Source organism: Mycobacterium paraterrae (assembly GCF_022430545.2).
In the GTDB taxonomy this organism is placed as follows: Bacteria; Actinomycetota; Actinomycetes; order Mycobacteriales; family Mycobacteriaceae; genus Mycobacterium; species Mycobacterium paraterrae.
Genome location: NZ_CP092488.2, coordinates 4,614,409 through 4,630,764, shown reverse-complemented (window position 1 = coordinate 4,630,764; position 16,356 = coordinate 4,614,409). Strand labels below are relative to the sequence as shown.

General features: G+C 66.2%; 15 protein-coding genes. 6 read left to right on the top strand and 9 right to left on the bottom strand.

What is annotated here, in order from left to right:
- Nucleotides 1-2: 2 nt before the first annotated feature.
- The 3 genes from gnd to MKK62_RS22370 form a co-directional block, all read right to left on the bottom strand.
- Nucleotides 3-1,460, bottom strand: a complete 1,458-nt coding sequence (gene gnd, locus MKK62_RS22380) for an NADP-dependent phosphogluconate dehydrogenase (RefSeq protein ID WP_240263652.1) — start codon at nt 1,458-1,460, stop codon at nt 3-5.
- 102 nt (nt 1,461-1,562) lie between these two features.
- Entirely contained in the window at nt 1,563-2,516 is a 954-nt protein-coding gene (locus MKK62_RS22375; RefSeq protein WP_240263653.1) for a M56 family metallopeptidase, read from the bottom strand.
- A gap of 14 nt (nt 2,517-2,530) precedes the next feature.
- Nucleotides 2,531-2,947 carry a BlaI/MecI/CopY family transcriptional regulator gene (locus MKK62_RS22370; protein WP_240263654.1) on the bottom strand — a complete coding sequence of 139 codons (417 nt, stop codon included), beginning with the start codon at nt 2,945-2,947 and terminating at the stop codon, nt 2,531-2,533.
- Between the two features lie 168 nt (nt 2,948-3,115).
- Here MKK62_RS22370 and MKK62_RS22365 point away from each other — a divergent pair, with 168 nt between their 5' ends.
- Nucleotides 3,116-3,907: an iron reductase gene (locus MKK62_RS22365; RefSeq protein WP_240263655.1), complete on the top strand. Its 792-nt coding sequence runs from the start codon at nt 3,116-3,118 to the stop codon at nt 3,905-3,907.
- A 98-nt stretch (nt 3,908-4,005) separates the two neighbouring features.
- Here MKK62_RS22365 and MKK62_RS22360 read toward each other — a convergent pair whose 3' ends face one another.
- Nucleotides 4,006-4,755, bottom strand: coding sequence for a phthiotriol/phenolphthiotriol dimycocerosates methyltransferase (locus tag MKK62_RS22360; RefSeq protein ID WP_286670905.1), 750 nt, complete (start codon nt 4,753-4,755; stop codon nt 4,006-4,008).
- An 85-nt stretch (nt 4,756-4,840) separates the two neighbouring features.
- Nucleotides 4,841-6,220, bottom strand: a complete 1,380-nt coding sequence (locus tag MKK62_RS22355) for a cytochrome P450 (RefSeq protein ID WP_240263656.1) — start codon at nt 6,218-6,220, stop codon at nt 4,841-4,843.
- Nucleotides 6,221-6,375: 155 nt separating this feature from the next.
- Here MKK62_RS22355 and MKK62_RS22350 point away from each other — a divergent pair, with 155 nt between their 5' ends.
- The gene (locus tag MKK62_RS22350; RefSeq protein WP_434084981.1) at nt 6,376-6,774 is read left to right on the top strand and encodes a PaaI family thioesterase; all 399 of its coding nucleotides are present in this window, start codon (nt 6,376-6,378) and stop codon (nt 6,772-6,774) included.
- On the opposite strand, the gene MKK62_RS22345 is transcribed toward MKK62_RS22350, so the two are convergent.
- Entirely contained in the window at nt 6,771-8,156 is a 1,386-nt protein-coding gene (locus tag MKK62_RS22345; RefSeq protein ID WP_240263658.1) for an NAD(P)/FAD-dependent oxidoreductase, read from the bottom strand. The genes MKK62_RS22350 and MKK62_RS22345 overlap by 4 nt on opposite strands.
- Before the next feature lie 408 nt (nt 8,157-8,564).
- Nucleotides 8,565-9,242: an SDR family oxidoreductase gene (locus MKK62_RS22340; protein ID WP_240263659.1), complete on the bottom strand. Its 678-nt coding sequence runs from the start codon at nt 9,240-9,242 to the stop codon at nt 8,565-8,567.
- A 260-nt stretch (nt 9,243-9,502) separates the two neighbouring features.
- Here MKK62_RS22340 and modA point away from each other — a divergent pair, with 260 nt between their 5' ends.
- From modA to MKK62_RS22320, 4 genes are all read left to right on the top strand, one after another.
- Nucleotides 9,503-10,282, top strand: a complete 780-nt coding sequence (gene modA, locus MKK62_RS22335; protein ID WP_434085111.1) for a molybdate ABC transporter substrate-binding protein — start codon at nt 9,503-9,505, stop codon at nt 10,280-10,282.
- Between the two features lie 189 nt (nt 10,283-10,471).
- Nucleotides 10,472-11,584 (top strand): alanine and proline-rich secreted protein Apa, encoded by a 1,113-nt coding sequence (locus MKK62_RS22330; RefSeq protein WP_240263661.1) that lies wholly within the window; start codon nt 10,472-10,474, stop codon nt 11,582-11,584.
- Between the two features lie 85 nt (nt 11,585-11,669).
- On the top strand, nt 11,670-11,966 hold the full coding sequence (locus tag MKK62_RS22325; RefSeq protein WP_240263662.1) for a GlsB/YeaQ/YmgE family stress response membrane protein: 297 nt from the start codon (nt 11,670-11,672) through the stop codon (nt 11,964-11,966).
- A gap of 16 nt (nt 11,967-11,982) precedes the next feature.
- Nucleotides 11,983-12,984, top strand: coding sequence for a zinc-binding alcohol dehydrogenase family protein (locus MKK62_RS22320; protein WP_240263663.1), 1,002 nt, complete (start codon nt 11,983-11,985; stop codon nt 12,982-12,984).
- 1 nt (nt 12,985) lies between these two features.
- Here the strand turns inward: MKK62_RS22320 and MKK62_RS22315 are convergent, their stop codons facing one another.
- Nucleotides 12,986-13,750, bottom strand: coding sequence for a CPBP family intramembrane glutamic endopeptidase (locus tag MKK62_RS22315; protein ID WP_240263664.1), 765 nt, complete (start codon nt 13,748-13,750; stop codon nt 12,986-12,988).
- A gap of 202 nt (nt 13,751-13,952) precedes the next feature.
- Nucleotides 13,953-16,316, bottom strand: a complete 2,364-nt coding sequence (locus MKK62_RS22310) for a phosphoketolase family protein (protein WP_240263665.1) — start codon at nt 16,314-16,316, stop codon at nt 13,953-13,955.
- Between the last annotated feature and the right edge of the window lie 40 nt (nt 16,317-16,356).

Sequence of the window (16,356 nt, the reverse complement as noted above, 5' to 3'; positions counted from 1 at the left end):
CGCTATGCAGGAACTTCGCTGCGATCTCCACTCCACAAGGTGTGGAACTTCTTGCTGGGGTCTTCATCAATCCGTCCGTAGGTGTGGGCACCGAAGAAGTCCCGCAGGCCCTGGGTGAGCGCTGCGGGCAGTCGTTCGGTGCGCAATGCGTCGTAGTAGGACAACGCCGAGGCGAAGCCCGGGATGGGGATACCCAGTTCGGTCGCGGTGACCACGACGCGACGCCAGCTGTCGACGCCGTCCTCGATCGCGCTGCGGAAATACGGCGCGGCGATCAGCGTGGGGAGGTCGGGGTCGTCGTCGAACGCCTCTTTGATCCGGTTGAGGAACTTGGCCCGGATGATGCAGCCGCCGCGCCAGATGGTGGCCATGTCACCCGGGGTGATGTCCCAGTCGTATTCGGCGCTGCCGGCCTGGATCTGGTTGAAGCCCTGGGCATAGGCGATGATCTTCGAGGCGTACAGCGCCTTGCTGACGTCGTCGATGAATTGCTGTGCATCGCTTGGCTTTTCGCCGAGGTGGCCGGACGCCAGCCCGGTGGTGGCTTTCCGTTGTGCCACCGACCCGGACAGCGCGCGGGCGAACACCGCCTCGGCGATACCGGTCACCGGGACGCCCAGGTCGAGCGCCGACTTGACCGTCCAGCGGCCGGTGCCCTTCTGCTCGGCCTCGTCGACGATCACGTCCACCAGCGGCTTACCGGTTTTGGCATCGGTCTGGCGCAGCACTTCTGCGGTGATCTCGATCAGAAAGCTATCCAGGTCGCCCTTGTTCCACTCGGCGAACACGTCGGCGATCTCGGGCGCAGTTTTGCCGAGGGCGTCTCGCAGCAGCTGGTAGGCCTCGCCGATGAGCTGCATATCGGAATACTCGATGCCGTTGTGCACCATCTTGACGAAGTGTCCGGCGCCGTCGGGGCCGATGTGGGTGCAGCAGGGGACACCGTCGACGTGTGCCGAGATCTCCTCCAGCAGCGGGCCCAGCGACTTGTACGACTCGGCGGGTCCGCCCGGCATGATCGAGGGGCCCTTGAGTGCGCCCTCCTCGCCACCGGAGATGCCGGCGCCGACGAAGTGCAGCCCGCGTTCCCGGATGGCCTTCTCCCGGCGGATGGTATCGGTGTAGAGCGCATTGCCGCCGTCGATGATGATGTCGCCTTCTTCCATCGCGTCGGCGAGCTCGTTGATGACGGCGTCGGTGGGGTCACCGGCCTTGACCATGATGATCACCCGTCGCGGCTTCTCCAGCGCGTCCAGGAATTCCTCGATGGTTTCGGAGCGCACGAAATTGCCCTCGTCGCCGTGCTCCTTGAGCAGCGCATCGGTCTTGGCGATCGAGCGGTTGTGCAGGGCCACCGTGTAGCCGTGGTGGGCGAAGTTGCGGGCGAGGTTCGAGCCCATCACCGCCAAGCCTGTGACGCCGATCTGCGCGGTCCCGGTCTTCGATTCCGACGAGCTCATGTGTGCGCCTCTCACTGGAGTGACTTTCGTGCCATGCACCAAACACTGTGGCACAGCGCGTCCAAAGTATCGCCCCAGCGCGGAAGCTGACCGCGTGGCCGGTTAGAAAGCGGTGAACAGCCGATGCAGTTCGGTGAGCCAGGGGATCGCTAGAGCGATGGTCGGCACGATCAGTACGGCTGCGGCGGCGAGATAGGCGGCCGTCGAGACCCATACGCTGTTGCCGCTGCCGGAGAGCCGTCGAACCCGTAGCAGGGTGTGGGCGCCGCCGGCGGCCAGTGCGCCCATCGGGGCGCGGCCCGAGGCGCACGCCACCAGCGCCCGGGCCAGCGGAGCGGGGCCGGCCACCCGGACCGCTGCGTCGTCGGCCAGTAACTCGGCGAGCAGCTGTACCGCGTCCAAAGCGCTTGCGCTGCGGACGAATCGGGGGAAGGCGGCATGTGCCGCGGTGAACGCCTCGAGCACCAGATCGTGGCGGGCGCGCAAATGGGCGCGCTCGTGGCTCAGTATCGCGGTGACCTCGCTTTCGGTGAGCGAGTCCAGCGTCCCCTCACTGACTACGACGCGGCTTCGCACTCCCGGCAGGCAGTAGGCCAGCGGCTGCGCCACTTCGAGCACACGCAGGTCGCGGTCGCGGGCACAGGCCCGGGTCGAGACCAAATCGGGCGACAGCCCCAGCAGGTCGACCAGCATGCGGTGGTGGGCCCGCCGTCGACGGGTGGCGACCGCCACCCGGACGACCGCGACGAAGAGTCGCGCGCCGATGATCAGCGTGAGCCCGAAGACCGCTACGTCCAGTAGCCACAAGGGCCAGCCGAGGCGGCCGATTTCCGCGGCAGGACTTGCTGTCGGACGACCATCGGGACCTGGGACGAACAGACGGCTGGCAATCGCGATGCCGGCGCTGAACGCCGACAACACCGCCGCGACCGCGACTGCCTGCCAGAGGACCATCGCGGCGCGCGGCGCCCGCAGCGGCCAACTGGCGCGCGCCAACAGCTCCGGGACCGGGCCGACCAGCATCACCGCGAGAACGGTGAAGGCCAGCCCAGACATGGTCCCAGTGTCCCTTAGTCCTCCGACCGAGCGCCACCAGATCGGGGTTTACGACTCCCTGATTCCAATTCGTCGAGCGCGCGTCGCAACGCTTCGGCCTCATCGGCCCCGACCCGCTCGACGAAGTGCACGAGGGCGGCCTGTCGGCTTCCGGTGTCTGCGGCCTGGTCGAGTGCGTCGACCATTAGTCCGGCGACCAGCTCGTCACGCCCGTGCACCGGGGCGTATTGATGTGCGCGGTCGTCACGGATCTGCGAGACCAGGTTCTTCTTGGCCAACCGCTGCAACACGGTCATCACGGTCGTGTAGGCCAGGTCGCGGCGCTCCGAGAGCGCTTCGTGCACCTGACGGACGGTCTGGGGGTGCGAAGCGGACCATAAGTGGTCCATCACCGCGCGCTCTAGGTCTCCGAGCCGCGTTTGCTTAGCCATGTTCGCTCATCTCCTGTGCAATGCCGCCAGAGTACTCGCGCTTACTACCGCATGTCGTACCTCTCCGGTGGCGGCAAGGTGCCACTCGCCCGCGAAGGACGTGTGCGGGGTCCCCGCCGAGGCGGAATCGAGCATATGGTTAGGCTAACCTTACAACAGGAGGTGACCGTGACCATCACGATCGACGACCCGCTGATCGCGGCGATGGCCATTGACCACGTACTGCCGTTGCACGAATCCAGCCGACGGCTTCGCGAGTTGTATCCGCAATGCCCACGGGTCTACGGAGTCGCAGTACTCGGTGATGTGTCGGTGCGTCGTTGGTGGCCTCTGGCTTCGGCGCTGAGCACCGATCGGCTGCAGACCATGTTCGACACCGCCGCGATCGACATGGACAGGCGCAGTGCCGCAAGGCAACTCGCGGCCACGTTGGTGCACACGGTAATCGGCCGGGTGGTGGCGCTGGTTGTGCTGGAGGCCAGAGCGTGGGACACCGGGCTGGAAAACCTCTGGGTTCACGTCGACTCCGACGGCGTCATCGACTGGGCTGGAGTCGTCGACCCGACCGTGCGGGTGCTGCCTGGCGATCCCTGCGCGCAGGGCGAAGGTGTGGTCCGGTTGCCCAGCGAGGCGGCGCTGACGACCTGGGTGGCGCACCGCTGCCACCGGTCCTTGGAGCCGTTGTTCGCCAAGCTGCATGCGGTCAGTGGCGGCGCCCTGTCGACCGCGGCGATGTGGCACATCGCCGGCTCGATGGTGGTTGCCTCGGCGACGCAGGTGCCGCAGCTGGCCGGCACCGACGAGCTCGCCGCGATGCGTCGCGGACAGGCGGTGCTTGACGCGCTGGTCGGCTTTGGCCTGCCGGTGCGTGGCCTCTCAGCAATGCGCCCGCGACGCCGGACAACCTCTTGCAAAGTTAGGACAGGCTTGCCTATGCTACTTGCATCGAGCGATGAATGACCGCGACGGCGTCCTGAGGGCTGCAGTGACCCCCGGTCTCTCGATACAGCGAGCCCCGTGCATCACGCACGGGGCTCGCTGGTGTCTGAGAGGCGCTGTCAGTCCTTGATGAAGTGGTACATCCGGTACGACAGCCGACCGCGCTGCAATTCCTTGTACATCAAGGTGTCTGGGGTGCCGGCAAACAGTTTGCCGAACGGCCGCAGGAACACCGGTAGCCGGCTCCCGACCAATTCCAGGTACCGACCCGAGTTGTTGTCGAGCCCGCGCAATACCTCGTTGTTGATCTCGCGCTTGGATTCCATCCGCATTGGTAGCGCCGCCAGCGCCGCATCCCATTCGTCGTACTCGAGGAACCCGCGGAAGTCGACGTAGAGGAAGTGTCCGCCTGGCCGAAGCACCCGGACCATTTCCTTGAGGAAACGGTCGAAGTGCGGATACGCGTGCGAGGCCTCGACGTTGAGCACCGCGTCGAACGACTCATCGGGAAACGGCAGGTTCTCGGCATCGCCGTGCACGAAATCCAAACCAGGCAGCGGATAGCGGCGCTTGGCGAAGGCCACCCCGTCGGGGTTGAAGTCCAGGCCGGTGTATGACTCCGGGTGCAGCGTCTTCATGACGTAGGCGCCGCCACCGCCGTGGCCACAGCTGGGCTCGAGCACCTTTTTGCCGCTGAGGTCGGTTTGCGTCGCGGTGCGGTGGTACAGCTGAATGCCCCACCGGTTCTTCTCGTCCTCGGGTGCCAGCGGCAGGCCCATGGGCGGGTCTTCCTCGTAACCCCAGTTCAGGAAGACGACGTCGTCCTGGTCCCACCTGCGGGTGACGAAGGGATACCAGTACTTGTTCATGGCCAGCTTGAACCACGAGTAGCTACCGAGAGGTTTCACGTATTGCCTGAGGCCGCCTGTCACAGGTCGCAAGTATGCCAGTGCGTCAGACGGTGCCGTGGTCAGCCACGAACATCGAATCCGAATCGACCGGCGGCTTGTCCGTGCGGCGATACACGATCGCACGCGCACCCTTGGCCGGCACGGTCGCGACGCCGCGCCAGAACGCCTTCTCGCCGGGCGCTGTGGTTGGGGCCAACCGGAATTCGCGAAGCAGCATGCGCAATACGACGTCGGACTCCATATTGGCGAACGCGGCACCGACGCATCGGTTGACACCGCCGCCGAACGGAATCCAGGCGACCGGCTTGCTGGCGGTGCCCAGGTAGCGGTCCGGGTCGAACGCCTCATGGTCGGGAAAGTCCTGTTCGGAGGCGTGCGCCAGCTTGATGCTGATGATGATGTTGGTACCTTCCGGCAGGACCCACTCGCCCAACCGAATTCGGGTCTTGGTGCGCCGCGTCGTGCCGTCCAGCACGGGCCGTGTGCGTTGCACCTCCCAGATCGTCGCCTGCCGCAGTTCACCGCCCCCGGCGTCGGCCTCGTCAGCCAGTCGCCGGCACAGCTCGGGATGCCGGCTCAACCGCTCTATTGCCCATGCCAGCGACGACGCGGTGGTTTCATGGCCGGAGCCCAGCAGGGTCAGCAGCTCGTCGGTGATGTGCTCGTCGGAGATCGGCTGGCCGTCTTCGTAGCGCGCCTGCAGCAGCAACGCCAGCACGTCTTTGCGCTCTTCGATGGCCGGATCGGCGCGGGCCTCCGCGATCAACTGGGCAATGACCTCGTCGAAGCGCCGGCGCTGCTTCATGTAACGGCCCCACGGGCTCCAGGGACCCAGCTCCGTGCGGACGATCGGGGGACACACCACGAGCAGCGAGCCGAGCGTCACCATCGCCGGCACGGTCTCTCGAAGTTCTTCCAGCGCAGCACCTTCGGCGCCGAACACCGCCCGCAGAATGACCCCGACGGTGATCCTCAGCATCGGCTCGAGAGTCTCGAATTCCCGACCATCGGTCCAGGTTGCGAACTCGCGCTCGACCTCTTCTTCGATGATGCGGTCGTAGCCGCGCATCCGCTTGCCATGGAACGGCGGTGCGAGCAGCTTGCGGCGCTCCCGGTGTTCATCGCCGGCGAGGCTGAAGGTCGACCCCGGCCCGAACGCCCCTCCGATCGACCCGTTCCCCGAAGGCGGACGTTGGATCAGCTCAGTGCCGGTGCTGAACAGTTCCTTGGCCAGCGTCGGGTCGTTGACCACCACGGCATGGTCGTTGTGCGGCAGGTTGACGCTGATCACGTTGCTGCCGTAGCGCTTGCAGATGTTGTCGAACATCGCGTGGTTCTGCACCAGAAAGCGGACAGTTTGGATCAGCTTCGGAGTTCGGGGACCGGGCGGCAACCGCACCGGCTCGGTCGTCGCCGCTACCATGTATTCCCTTCAAGCTGCGAATGTCGTGAGCGCGCTAAGGCCGTCCTCACAGGGGGCGTGGAGTCAACCCACAGTATCGGGTGACCGCACAGACCGCAGGAATTCGCTCCCCCCGGAACACCCCCCGTGTCCGTCGGCCTGTAGACACTACAACCATGCAGCCGATGCCAGAAGCGCCGTTCGATAAGGAATTAGGACTGGAATTCACCGAGATCAGTCCCGATCGAACGCGCGCGCAATTGGAGGTCGCGCCGAAGCTGTTGCAGCCGATGGGCATCGTTCACGGTGGCGTGTACTGCGCGATAGTCGAAAGCCTGGCCAGCGTTGCCGCCTACACCTGGATGGCCGCCAAGGGCGGCCAGGGGTCGGTCGTCGGTGTCAACAACAACACCGACTTCCTACGGGCGATCGGCAGCGGAACGATCTACGGCACCGCGACGCCGATTCATCGCGGGCGGCGTCAGCAACTCTGGCTGGTCACCATCGTCGACTCCGACGAGCGATTGATCGCCCGCGGACAGGTACGACTGCAAAACCTCGAAGCCGACAGCTAACTGGCGGCTTTCGCGGTCTCGCCCTCATGCGCTTCGGCCGCTAGGACGGCCAGCTGCTCAAGCCGAGTACGCGCGAACGCCTGCTGCTCGGTGATCGTCAATTGGCCGCGGCGACCGCTCAAGAACGTCACTATCCACGACAGCACGGTGGTGATCTTGTTCTTGAAGCCGATCAGGTAGACCAAGTGCAGTAACAGCCAGGCCAGCCAGCCGATGATGCCGCCGAATTCGACCGGGCCGATTTTCACCACGGCGTAGTACCGCGATACCGCCGCCATCGAGCCCTTGTCGAAGTACTGGAACGGCTCGCGCTGGGCGGGGTCGGCGCCGGCCAGTTCGGCCTTGATCAAACGGGCCGCGTATTTTCCACCCTGGATCGCGCCTTGCGCGACTCCGGGAACACCCTCGACGGCGGCCATGTCTCCGACGACGAATACGTAGGGATAACCGGGAATTGACAAGTCCGGCAACACTTTCACGCGGCCCGCGCGGTCGAGCTCGACAGCGGATTGCCGGGCCAGATCGCGGCCCAACGGGCTCGCCGAGACGCCTGCCGACCACACCTTGCAGGCGGACTCGATGCGACGGATGGTGCCGTCGGCGTCCTTCACGGTGATGCCGTCGCGGTCGACGTCGGTCACCATCGCACCGAGCTGGATTTCGACGCCCATCTTTTCCAGGCGCGCGGCCGCCTTCTTGCCGAGGTTCTCACCCATGGGCGGTAGCACGGCCGGAGCGGCGTCGAGCAGGATGACTCGCGCCTTCGTCGAATCGATATGGCGGTAAGCGCCTTTGAGCGTGAAGTCGGCGAGTTCGGCGATCTGGCCGGCCATTTCAACGCCGGTCGGTCCTGCGCCGACGACGGTGAACGTAAGCAGCTTTTTGCGTCGTTCCGGGTCGTTGGACCGCTCGGCGGCTTCGAACGCGCTCATGATGCGACCACGCAATTCCAGCGCGTCGTCGATGGACTTCATGCCGGGCGCGAACTCGGCGAAATGGTCGTTTCCGAAGTACGACTGACCGGCGCCGGCCGCGATGATCAAACTGTCGAACGGTGTTTCGTAGCTGTGACCAAGCAATTCCGAGACGACGAACTTGCCCTTGAGGTCGATGTGCGTGACATCACCCAACAGCACCTGGGCGTTGTGCTGGCCACGCAAGATCATGCGGGTCGGGGGAGCGATGGCGCCTTCGGCGACGATTCCGGTGGCTACCTGATACAACATCGGCTGAAACAAGTGATGGGTGGTGCGCGCGATCAGCTTAATGTCGACGTCGGCTCTCTTGAGCTTTTTGACGGCGTTGAGGCCACCGAATCCGGATCCGATGACTACCACCCGGTGTCGACGATTCAGGGCAGTGTCTTCGGGCTGGGCGTTCATGGTGTGGGGCTCCTCAGCGGCGGGTTCACCACCACGATAGTCGGCAGGACCTGCAATTATCGACGTACGCGGGTGTGATCGCCCACACCCGCGAACCTCATAGGTGACGTACCTCGCTACCAGGTTTACCGACCGACCAGGGGGCGAAACGCTTCACCGGCCGAGGCAATCACGCCGGGCCTCGGTCAATAGGGTCGGGTTGCCACTTACCAACGCGCTCAACTGAACTCGCTCGATTGCGATCGCTAGTGCGGCTCGTCACGCCTCATTGGCGGCTGGTAGATGTGGCTAGTCACGAAAACCGAGTTGGAGCAGACTGATCCAGCCTTGAAAGCCATGTCGAATGATTACGAAATTCAGTCGTGTGAGCAGGTCTCGTCGAGGATGGGCGCCGACGAGAAGCACGCGCTAGGCGAACTGCGTCAGTGCGCCGTGGCTCACGTGCAGCGTCTGGCCCGTGATGTGACGGGCGGCTCCGGTGGTGAGGAACAGCGCCATCCGTGCGATCTCGGAGGCTACCGACGGCGCCGTGGTGGACAGTCCGTCGTAGCCGGGCTGGGCGCTGCGTCCAGTCGCGACGGCGTTAACCGTGATTCCGCGGGTGCCGAAGATGGTCGCCTGGCCGGCGACCCAACTGGACAATGCGGCTTTGACCGCGGCCTCAGCGCTGCCCGGGCGGGGGCTTTCGGGCATCACGCTGATGATCGATCCGCCGGAGCGCAGGTGGTCGCCGACCGTCGCGAGGGTGAGAACGGCGGACAACACCGTGTCATCCAACGTGGTGCGCCAGGCAGCGGCCAGGTCGGACAGCGAATACGCGCGCGGGTCGCCGGAGTCCCAGCGTGGCGCCGGAACGTTGACGATCGTGTCGAGGTGGTGCGGGAAGAGGTGGCGGACCTCTGCCAGCGCGGCGGGGTCGGTGGTGTCGCAGACGATTGCGTCCGCTTCGATCTCCTTGGCCGCGACCTCGAGGTCGTCTCGGCGTGCGCCGAGAAGAGTGACCGTGTGTCCGTTGTTGTGGAACTCTTCAGCAACGGCACGACCCAACTCGGTGTCGCCTCCGGTGACAAGTACCTCCACCGCCATGACCTCCTCGTATTCAGCGTTGAATCCAGGCGCCGGCCCGTCAGGAGCTCCGCGGCATGTAGCCCGAGCAACGGTTCTGCGATGCGTCGATGGTGGCACACCGCAACGCCGGTCCCTGGGATTTCAAGGCGTGTATGGCATTAACGTTTCCTTATGTTACTGGACGGTAGCTAGATATGAAACTCCGATTCCGGCACGGCGTGGTCACCGTTTGGACAACGCTGAGCTACGTGGTTGCACGGCTCGGCAGTCGGCGGCCTATGGGCTTGGTGGTGGCGGCGGCGTTGACGCTGACGACGACTCTGGCCGGATGCAGCCGTGGGCCGACGGCGACGACAGGTGGATCGCCGTCCCCTCATCGGCAGGCCACCTCGATCATGGTATTCGCGGCTCTGCCGCTGAAGCCCGCCTTCACCTTGCTTGCCGGCAAGTTCCAGGCTGACAACCCAGGCGCCACGGTGGAATTCAATTTCGCTACTTCCGCCGAACTGGCCAACACGTTGAGCCAGGGCGCCAGCGCTGACGTGTTCGCCGCGGCTGACGCGGCCCAGATGGACACGGTGATCAAGGCGGACCTGGCCAGCGGAGAGCCGGTCAACTTCGCGTCCAACACCTTGGTGATCGTTACGGCGCCGGGCGACCCGAAACAGGTCCGGTCGTTCGCCGATCTGGCCAGGCCCGACGTGCGGGTCGCGGTTTGCCAGGCCTCGGCACCGTGTGGAGTGGCGGCGCAGCGCATCGAAGACACTGCGAATATGCACGTCAATGCGGTGAGTGAAGAACCGATCGGAGCCGGGGTGCTGGCAAAAGTCACTGGCGGAGAAGCCGACGCCGGCCTGGTCTACCTCAACGATGCGCACAAGGCCGCCGCGTTGGTAGACACCATTCGCTTCCCGGAGGCCGCCGGCGCGGTGAACGTCTACCCGATCGTGGTCCTCAAGAAGGCATCGCAATCGGAGCTGGCGGAAAAATTCGTCGACCTGGTGACGGGGCCGACCGGCCAACGGGTGCTCGGCCAAGCCGGCTTCGACGGTCCCTGAGCAGGGATTTTCGTCGCACTCGTGACGCGCCCGACCGCCGCGGTGTTAGCGAATTGTCATCTCGGCGGTTGAGGCCAGTCATGAGCTGCGCGGATGCGGCGTGGTCCGGGCGGAGGATCGACGAAAAATCGGCCGAAACGTTCGCAGTTCACACTCGCGTCACGGGTGTCACACGGTAGTTTTTGCGTCATGAACCAGGTGGACCGCTCTTCAATACGGCCCAGAAACCGCAGGATTACGCGCGTAATAGCGGCGGTAGGCGGTGCGGGGGCGATCACATTCGGCTGGCCGTCCGTCGCTGCTGCCGACCCGGTGCCGCCGCCCCCGGGCCCGGTCGCCCCTGTCCCCGGGGCGCCCGCTCCCGCGCCTGCGCCCGCCCCGGGCGTCCCCCCCGCCGCTCCGGATGCGGCGCCCAGCCCCGCCGGTCCGGCCGTGGTGCCGCCGCCCGCCGCTCCGCTCGGCGCGCCGCCGGCCGCCGACCCCAACGTTCCGCCCCCGCCCCCCGTCGACCCCAACGCCGGTCGGATCGACAACCCGGTCGGAGGCTTCAGCTACGTCCTGCCCGCCGGCTGGGTGGAGTCCGACGCGACCCACCTGGATTACGGTTCCGCCCTGCTCAGCAAGATCGCCGGTGCACCCACCCCCGGTCAGCCGCCACCCGTCGCCAACGACACCCGCGTGGTACTCGGCAAATTGGACCAAAAGCTGTATGCCAGCGCGGAAGCCGACAACGCCAAGGCCGCGGCGCGGCTGGCGTCCGACATGGGTGAATTCTTCATGCCGTATCCCGGCACCCGGCTGAACCAGGAGACGATCCCGCTGGGCGCCAATGGCGCGGCAGGGGGAGCGTCGTATTACGAGGTGAAATTCAGCGACGCCACCAAACCCAACGGTCAGATCTGGGCCGGGGTGGTCAGCCCGCCGGGCCCGGCGGGCGCGGCAAGTCAGCGCTGGTTCGTGGTGTGGCTCGGCACCAGCAACAACCCGGTAGACAAGGCCGGAGCAAAGGCTCTCGCGGAATCCGTGCGGCCGCTGGGCACCGTACCCGGTCCGGCGCCAGCGCCGGGTGCACCGGCTCCACCCGCCCCGGCCGCGCCGGGAGCGCCGCCTCCACCCGCCCCGGCCGCGCCGGGAGCGCCGCCTCCACCCGCCCCGGCCGCGCCGGCGCCCGCACCCGCCCCGGGCGCACCGGCGCCCGCGCCCGGCGCGCCCGCGCCCGCTGCTCCTGCTCCAGCCGCGCCGCCGGGACAGCCAGCCGGCGGCAACGGCGCAGCCCCCGCTCCTGGCGCTATCGCCACCTAGCGAGCGGCAACTCGAGGCGAATAGCAGCCACCGGATCGGGTAATGAATAGGCAAGCGGCCTTTGACCAGCGACAAGGAGTTTTCGATGGACGTCGTGGCAGCTACTGAATATCTCGCTCGCTCCACCACCACCACCGGCGTTGGCCTAATCGGATACATCATCATCGGCGGTCTAGCCGGTTGGATCGGCAGCAAGATCGTCAAAGGAGGCGGATCGGGCATCCTGCTCGACATCGTCATCGGAGTCGTCGGAGCATTGATCGGCGGTTTCATTCTCAGCTTCTTCGTGAACACCGCGGGCGGTGGTCTGATCTTCACCTTCTTCACCGCGTTGCTCGGGTCGGTGATCCTGCTCTGGCTCGTCGGGTTGGCGCGCCGCTAAACGCGACAACCCACGAATGCACGCATGGCGGGTGGCTCGGCCCGGCCCCATCAGCACCGGACCGCTCGAGTACGTGAGCAGCCAGGTCCCGCAGCCCGGGCCGGCCGAACTCCTGGTTGCGGTCCGCGCGTGCGGGGTCTGCCGCACCGACCTGCATGTCACCGAAGGCGATTTGCCGGTGCACCGGCAAGGCGTCACTCCGGGGCACGAAGTCGTCGGCGAGGTGATCGAGGTCGGCGCGGACGCCGGCGAGGAGTTTCGGGTCGGCGACCGGGTCGGCATCGCCTGGCTGCGCCACACCTGCGGGGTGTGTGCCTACTGTCTGCGTGGAGACGAGAACCTGTGCCCCTACTCGCGTTACACGGGATGGGACGCCGACGGGGGATACGCGGAGTTCGCCACGGTGCCAGCGGCGTTCGCGCACCGTCTGCCGGCCGGTTACAGCGACAGCGAACTCGCGCCGCTGCTGTGCGCCGGCATCATCGGTTACCGGTCGCTGCAGCGCGCCGCACTGCCGCCCGGCGGTCGGTTGGGGATATATGGATTCGGCGGCAGCGCACACCTGACCGCTCAGGTCGCGCTAGCACAAGGCGCCGAAGTCCACGTCATGACGCGGGGCGTAGCGGCTCAGGAATTGGCCATCGATCTGGGTGCGGCGTCGGCGCAAGGGGCGGCCGATCCGCCGCCGGTCAAGCTTGACGCCGCAATCCTGTTCGCACCCGTCGGCGACCTGGTATTGCCGGCGCTGGAGGCTTTAGACCGCGGGGGCACGTTGGCGATCGCGGGAATCCACCTCAGCGACATCCCGGCTTTGAACTACCAACGTCACCTGTTCCAGGAACGCCAGCTTCGGTCGGTGACCTCCAATACCCGAGCCGATGCGCGAGCATTCCTCGACTTCGTCGGCGAACATCACGTAGCGGTCACGACGCCGGAATATCCACTGGATCAAGCGGATCGGGCGCTGTCGGACCTCAGTGCTGGACGCATCTCCGGGGCCGCGGTGCTGCTCGTCTGAGTCAGCTCGACAGCTGCCACACCAGGGCGGCCGCCAGCGCGCCCAACCCATTGAGCGACCAGTGCAGCGCGATCGGGGCGAGCAGACTCCCGCTGCGCCGTCGCAGCCAGCTGAACACGAACCCGGCCGCCGCGGTCGCGAGCACCGCCATCAGCACGCCGGCCAGCAGGCCGGCCAATCCGCCGCCGAACAGCCGGGTGAAGCCGACGTTGCTGCTCGTCAACCCGAGCGAGGTGGCGATGTGCCACAGCCCGAAGGAAAGCGATCCGGCCAGCGCCACGCCGCGGAACCCCCATGCGCGATTCAGGGTGCCGTGCAGCACCCCGCGGAAGGCCAACTCCTCGGGGATGACGGTCTGCAGCGGGATGATGATCATCGAAGCCATCAACGCGCCGGACAAGGTCGCGTAGCGATGGTTCATGAACATCGGCCGCGTTACCGGCAACAGCGCGCCGACCGCGATGACCGCGAGCACCAATGCGACGGACCCGACGGCGTAGGCGGCACCGGATTTCCAGTGCTCGCGACCCAAGCCGAGTTCCGCCCAACCCAGCCCGCGGACGCGCAGCCACGCGACGAGCCCGACCGCCGCCGCAGGAACCGTGACGATGCCTGCCCATGCCGTGGTGAAGTGCGCGATCAGGTTGCTCAATGCCAGTACGACGACGACCACGGCGACGTCGACCCGAATACGGAAGTGGTGCAGCGCCGACAGTTGTGCCTGCAGCGGATGCGATTCCGCCGCGGCGATCTCGGAGCTGGGCATCTCACCAGGCTACCGGCGTGCGGAGCCCGTTAGCTTCCGCTCACTCGCCTCCCCATGTTTGATGGGTCGGCTCGTTCCCGTCGCTGCGCTCCGCTCACTCGCCTCGCTGTGTTTGATGGGTCGGCTCGTTCCCGTCGCTGCGCTCCGCTCACTCGCCTCGCTGTGTTTGATGGGTCGGCTCGTTCCCGTCGCTACGCTCCGCTCACTCGCCTCCCCATGTCCAACCCGAGATGTGGGGATCGTCCTCGCCGTGTTCGCGGGTGTACCGCCGTGCAGCCAGCCGGGCATCCGCCATCCGCTGACGCAGCACAGCTGCCCGGGCGCCCAGCCCTTCGACCCGGTCGATCACGTCCATGACCAGATGAAAGCGATCGAGGTCGTTGAGCATCACCATGTCGAACGGAGTGGTGGTAGTGCCGCGCTCCTTGAACCCACGGACGTGCAGCTCGTGGTGGTTGGCGCGGCTGTAGGCCAGCCGGTGGATCAACCAGGGATAGCCGTGGTAGGCGAAGATGATCGGCTTGTCGGTGGTGAAGATGGCATTGAATTCGTTGTCCGGCAAGCCATGTGGATGTTCGGAGTCGGGCAGTAGCCGCATGAGGTCGACGACGTTGACCACCCGCACGGCCAGGTCGGGCAGCTCACGACGCAGGATGTCGGCGGCGGCCAGCGTCTCCTGGGTCGGGATGTCGCCGGCGCAGCCCAGCACCACGTCGGGCTCGGCGGTCGCGGTGCTGGCCCACTGCCAGATGCCCAGTCCTCGGGCGCAGTGCGCGACCGCGGACTCCATGTCGAGGTAAGACAGTTGGGGCTGCTTGCCGGCGACGATGACGTTGATGTAGTCGCGGCTGCGCAAACAGTGGTCGGCCACCGACAACAACGTGTTTCCGTCCGGCGGCAAGTACACGCGGGTCATCTCCGGGCGCTTGTTGGCGACGAGGTCGATGAACCCCGGGTCCTGATGAGTGGCGCCGTTGTGGTCCTGACGCCACACGTGTGAGCTCAACAGGTAGTTGAGCGACGCGATCGGCTGACGCCAGGGCAACTCGCGGCTGGTGGCCAACCACTTGGCGTGCTGGTTGAGCATCGAGTCGACGATGTGCACGAACGCCTCGTAACAGTTGAACAACCCGTGGCGCCCGCTTAGCAGGTAGCCCTCCAACCAGCCCTGACACAGGTGCTCGGAGAGCACCTCCATCACCCGGCCCGCCGGTGCGAGGTTCTCGTCCACCGGCAATGTCGTCGACATCCATACCTTGTCGGTCGCCTCGTAGACCGCATCGAGGCGATTGGACGATGTCTCGTCTGGGCCCATCAGGCGGAAACGGTCGGGATTGCGCGCGATCACGTCACGCAGGAAGGTGCCCAGCACCCTGGTGGCCTCGTGCATCGTCGAGCCGGGCTGGGTGACGGGCACGGCGTAATCGCGGAAGTCCGGCAGATCCAAGTCCTGCAGTAGAAGGCCGCCGTTGGCGTGCGGATTGGCGCTCATCCGCCGGGTGCCCGTGGGGGTCAGCGCCCGCAACTCGGCCCGCAGCCGGCCGTCGTCGTCGAAGAGATCCTTGGGCCGATAGCTGTGCAGCCACTTCTCCAGCTGAGCACGGTGCTCGGGGTTGTCCCGGGTCTCCGACAACGGGACCTGATGGGCCCGCCAGGTGCCCTCGACCTGTCTCCCGTCGACCTTGTCCGGCCCGGTCCAGCCTTTCGGAGTGCGCAGCACCAGCATCGGCCACACCGGCCGTTCGGTGGCGCCGCGATCGCGGGCGTCGTGCTGGATCGCCGCGATCGCGTCGAAGGCTTCGTCCAGCGCGGCCGCGAGCTGTTGGTGGACGTCGGTTGGGTCGTCGCCGGCGACGGTGATCGGGCGATATCCGTAGCCGCGCAGCAGCGACTCCAGCTCTGCGTGTGGGATGCGCGCCAACACGGTCGGGTTGGCGATCTTGTAGCCGTTCAGGTGCAGTATCGGCAGCACAGCGCCGTCGGTGACGGGATCCAAGAACTTGTTGGAATGCCAGCTCGCCGCCAGCGGCCCGGTTTCGGCCTCGCCGTCGCCCACGACGCAGGCGACGACCAGATCCGGGTTGTCGAACGCCGCGCCGTAGGCGTGTACCAGGGCATAGCCGAGTTCTCCGCCCTCATGGATGGAGCCCGGTGTCTGGGCTGCCACGTGACTGGGGATTCCACCGGGAAAGGAGAACTGCCGGAAGAGTTTTCGCAGTCCCTCGGCGTCTTCTTCGATGCCGGTGTACACCTCGCTGTAAGTTCCCTCGAGGTAGGCGTTGGCTACCAGCCCGGGCCCGCCATGGCCGGGGCCGGTGATGAAGATGACGTTGGCGTCGCGATTGCGGATCACCCGGTTCAGGTGGGTGTAGATCAGATTCAGGCCTGGGGTGGTGCCCCAGTGCCCCAGCAGGCGTGGCTTGACGTGTTCGGCGCTGAGCGGCTCGCGCAGCAGCGGATTGTCCAGCAAGTAGATTTGTCCGACGGACAAGTAGTTTGCGGCCCGCCAGTAGGCGTGGATCCCGGCACATTCGTCCTTGGACAGCGTCGCCTTCGTGAAGACCATTCTTCCCACTATGCGCAGGTTGGGGGATTCGTGCAGAAGC

What these genes read in the sequence shown, in the direction of transcription:
- gnd (WP_240263652.1), bottom strand. Translation starts at nt 1,460, where the DNA reads ATGAGCTCGTCGGAATCGAAGACCGGGACCGCGCAGATCGGCGTCACA.
- MKK62_RS22375 (WP_240263653.1), bottom strand. Translation starts at nt 2,516, where the DNA reads ATGTCTGGGCTGGCCTTCACCGTTCTCGCGGTGATGCTGGTCGGCCCG.
- MKK62_RS22370 (WP_240263654.1), bottom strand. Translation starts at nt 2,947, where the DNA reads ATGGCTAAGCAAACGCGGCTCGGAGACCTAGAGCGCGCGGTGATGGAC.
- MKK62_RS22360 (WP_286670905.1), bottom strand. Translation starts at nt 4,755, where the DNA reads ATGAACAAGTACTGGTATCCCTTCGTCACCCGCAGGTGGGACCAGGAC.
- MKK62_RS22355 (WP_240263656.1), bottom strand. Translation starts at nt 6,220, where the DNA reads ATGGTAGCGGCGACGACCGAGCCGGTGCGGTTGCCGCCCGGTCCCCGA.
- MKK62_RS22350 (WP_434084981.1), top strand. Translation starts at nt 6,376, where the DNA reads ATGCAGCCGATGCCAGAAGCGCCGTTCGATAAGGAATTAGGACTGGAA.
- MKK62_RS22345 (WP_240263658.1), bottom strand. Translation starts at nt 8,156, where the DNA reads ATGAACGCCCAGCCCGAAGACACTGCCCTGAATCGTCGACACCGGGTG.
- MKK62_RS22340 (WP_240263659.1), bottom strand. Translation starts at nt 9,242, where the DNA reads ATGGCGGTGGAGGTACTTGTCACCGGAGGCGACACCGAGTTGGGTCGT.
- modA (WP_434085111.1), top strand. Translation starts at nt 9,503, where the DNA reads ATGGGCTTGGTGGTGGCGGCGGCGTTGACGCTGACGACGACTCTGGCC.
- MKK62_RS22330 (WP_240263661.1), top strand. Translation starts at nt 10,472, where the DNA reads ATGAACCAGGTGGACCGCTCTTCAATACGGCCCAGAAACCGCAGGATT.
- MKK62_RS22325 (WP_240263662.1), top strand. Translation starts at nt 11,670, where the DNA reads ATGGACGTCGTGGCAGCTACTGAATATCTCGCTCGCTCCACCACCACC.
- MKK62_RS22320 (WP_240263663.1), top strand. Translation starts at nt 11,983, where the DNA reads ATGCACGCATGGCGGGTGGCTCGGCCCGGCCCCATCAGCACCGGACCG.
- MKK62_RS22315 (WP_240263664.1), bottom strand. Translation starts at nt 13,750, where the DNA reads ATGCCCAGCTCCGAGATCGCCGCGGCGGAATCGCATCCGCTGCAGGCA.
- MKK62_RS22310 (WP_240263665.1), bottom strand. Translation starts at nt 16,316, where the DNA reads ATGGTCTTCACGAAGGCGACGCTGTCCAAGGACGAATGTGCCGGGATC.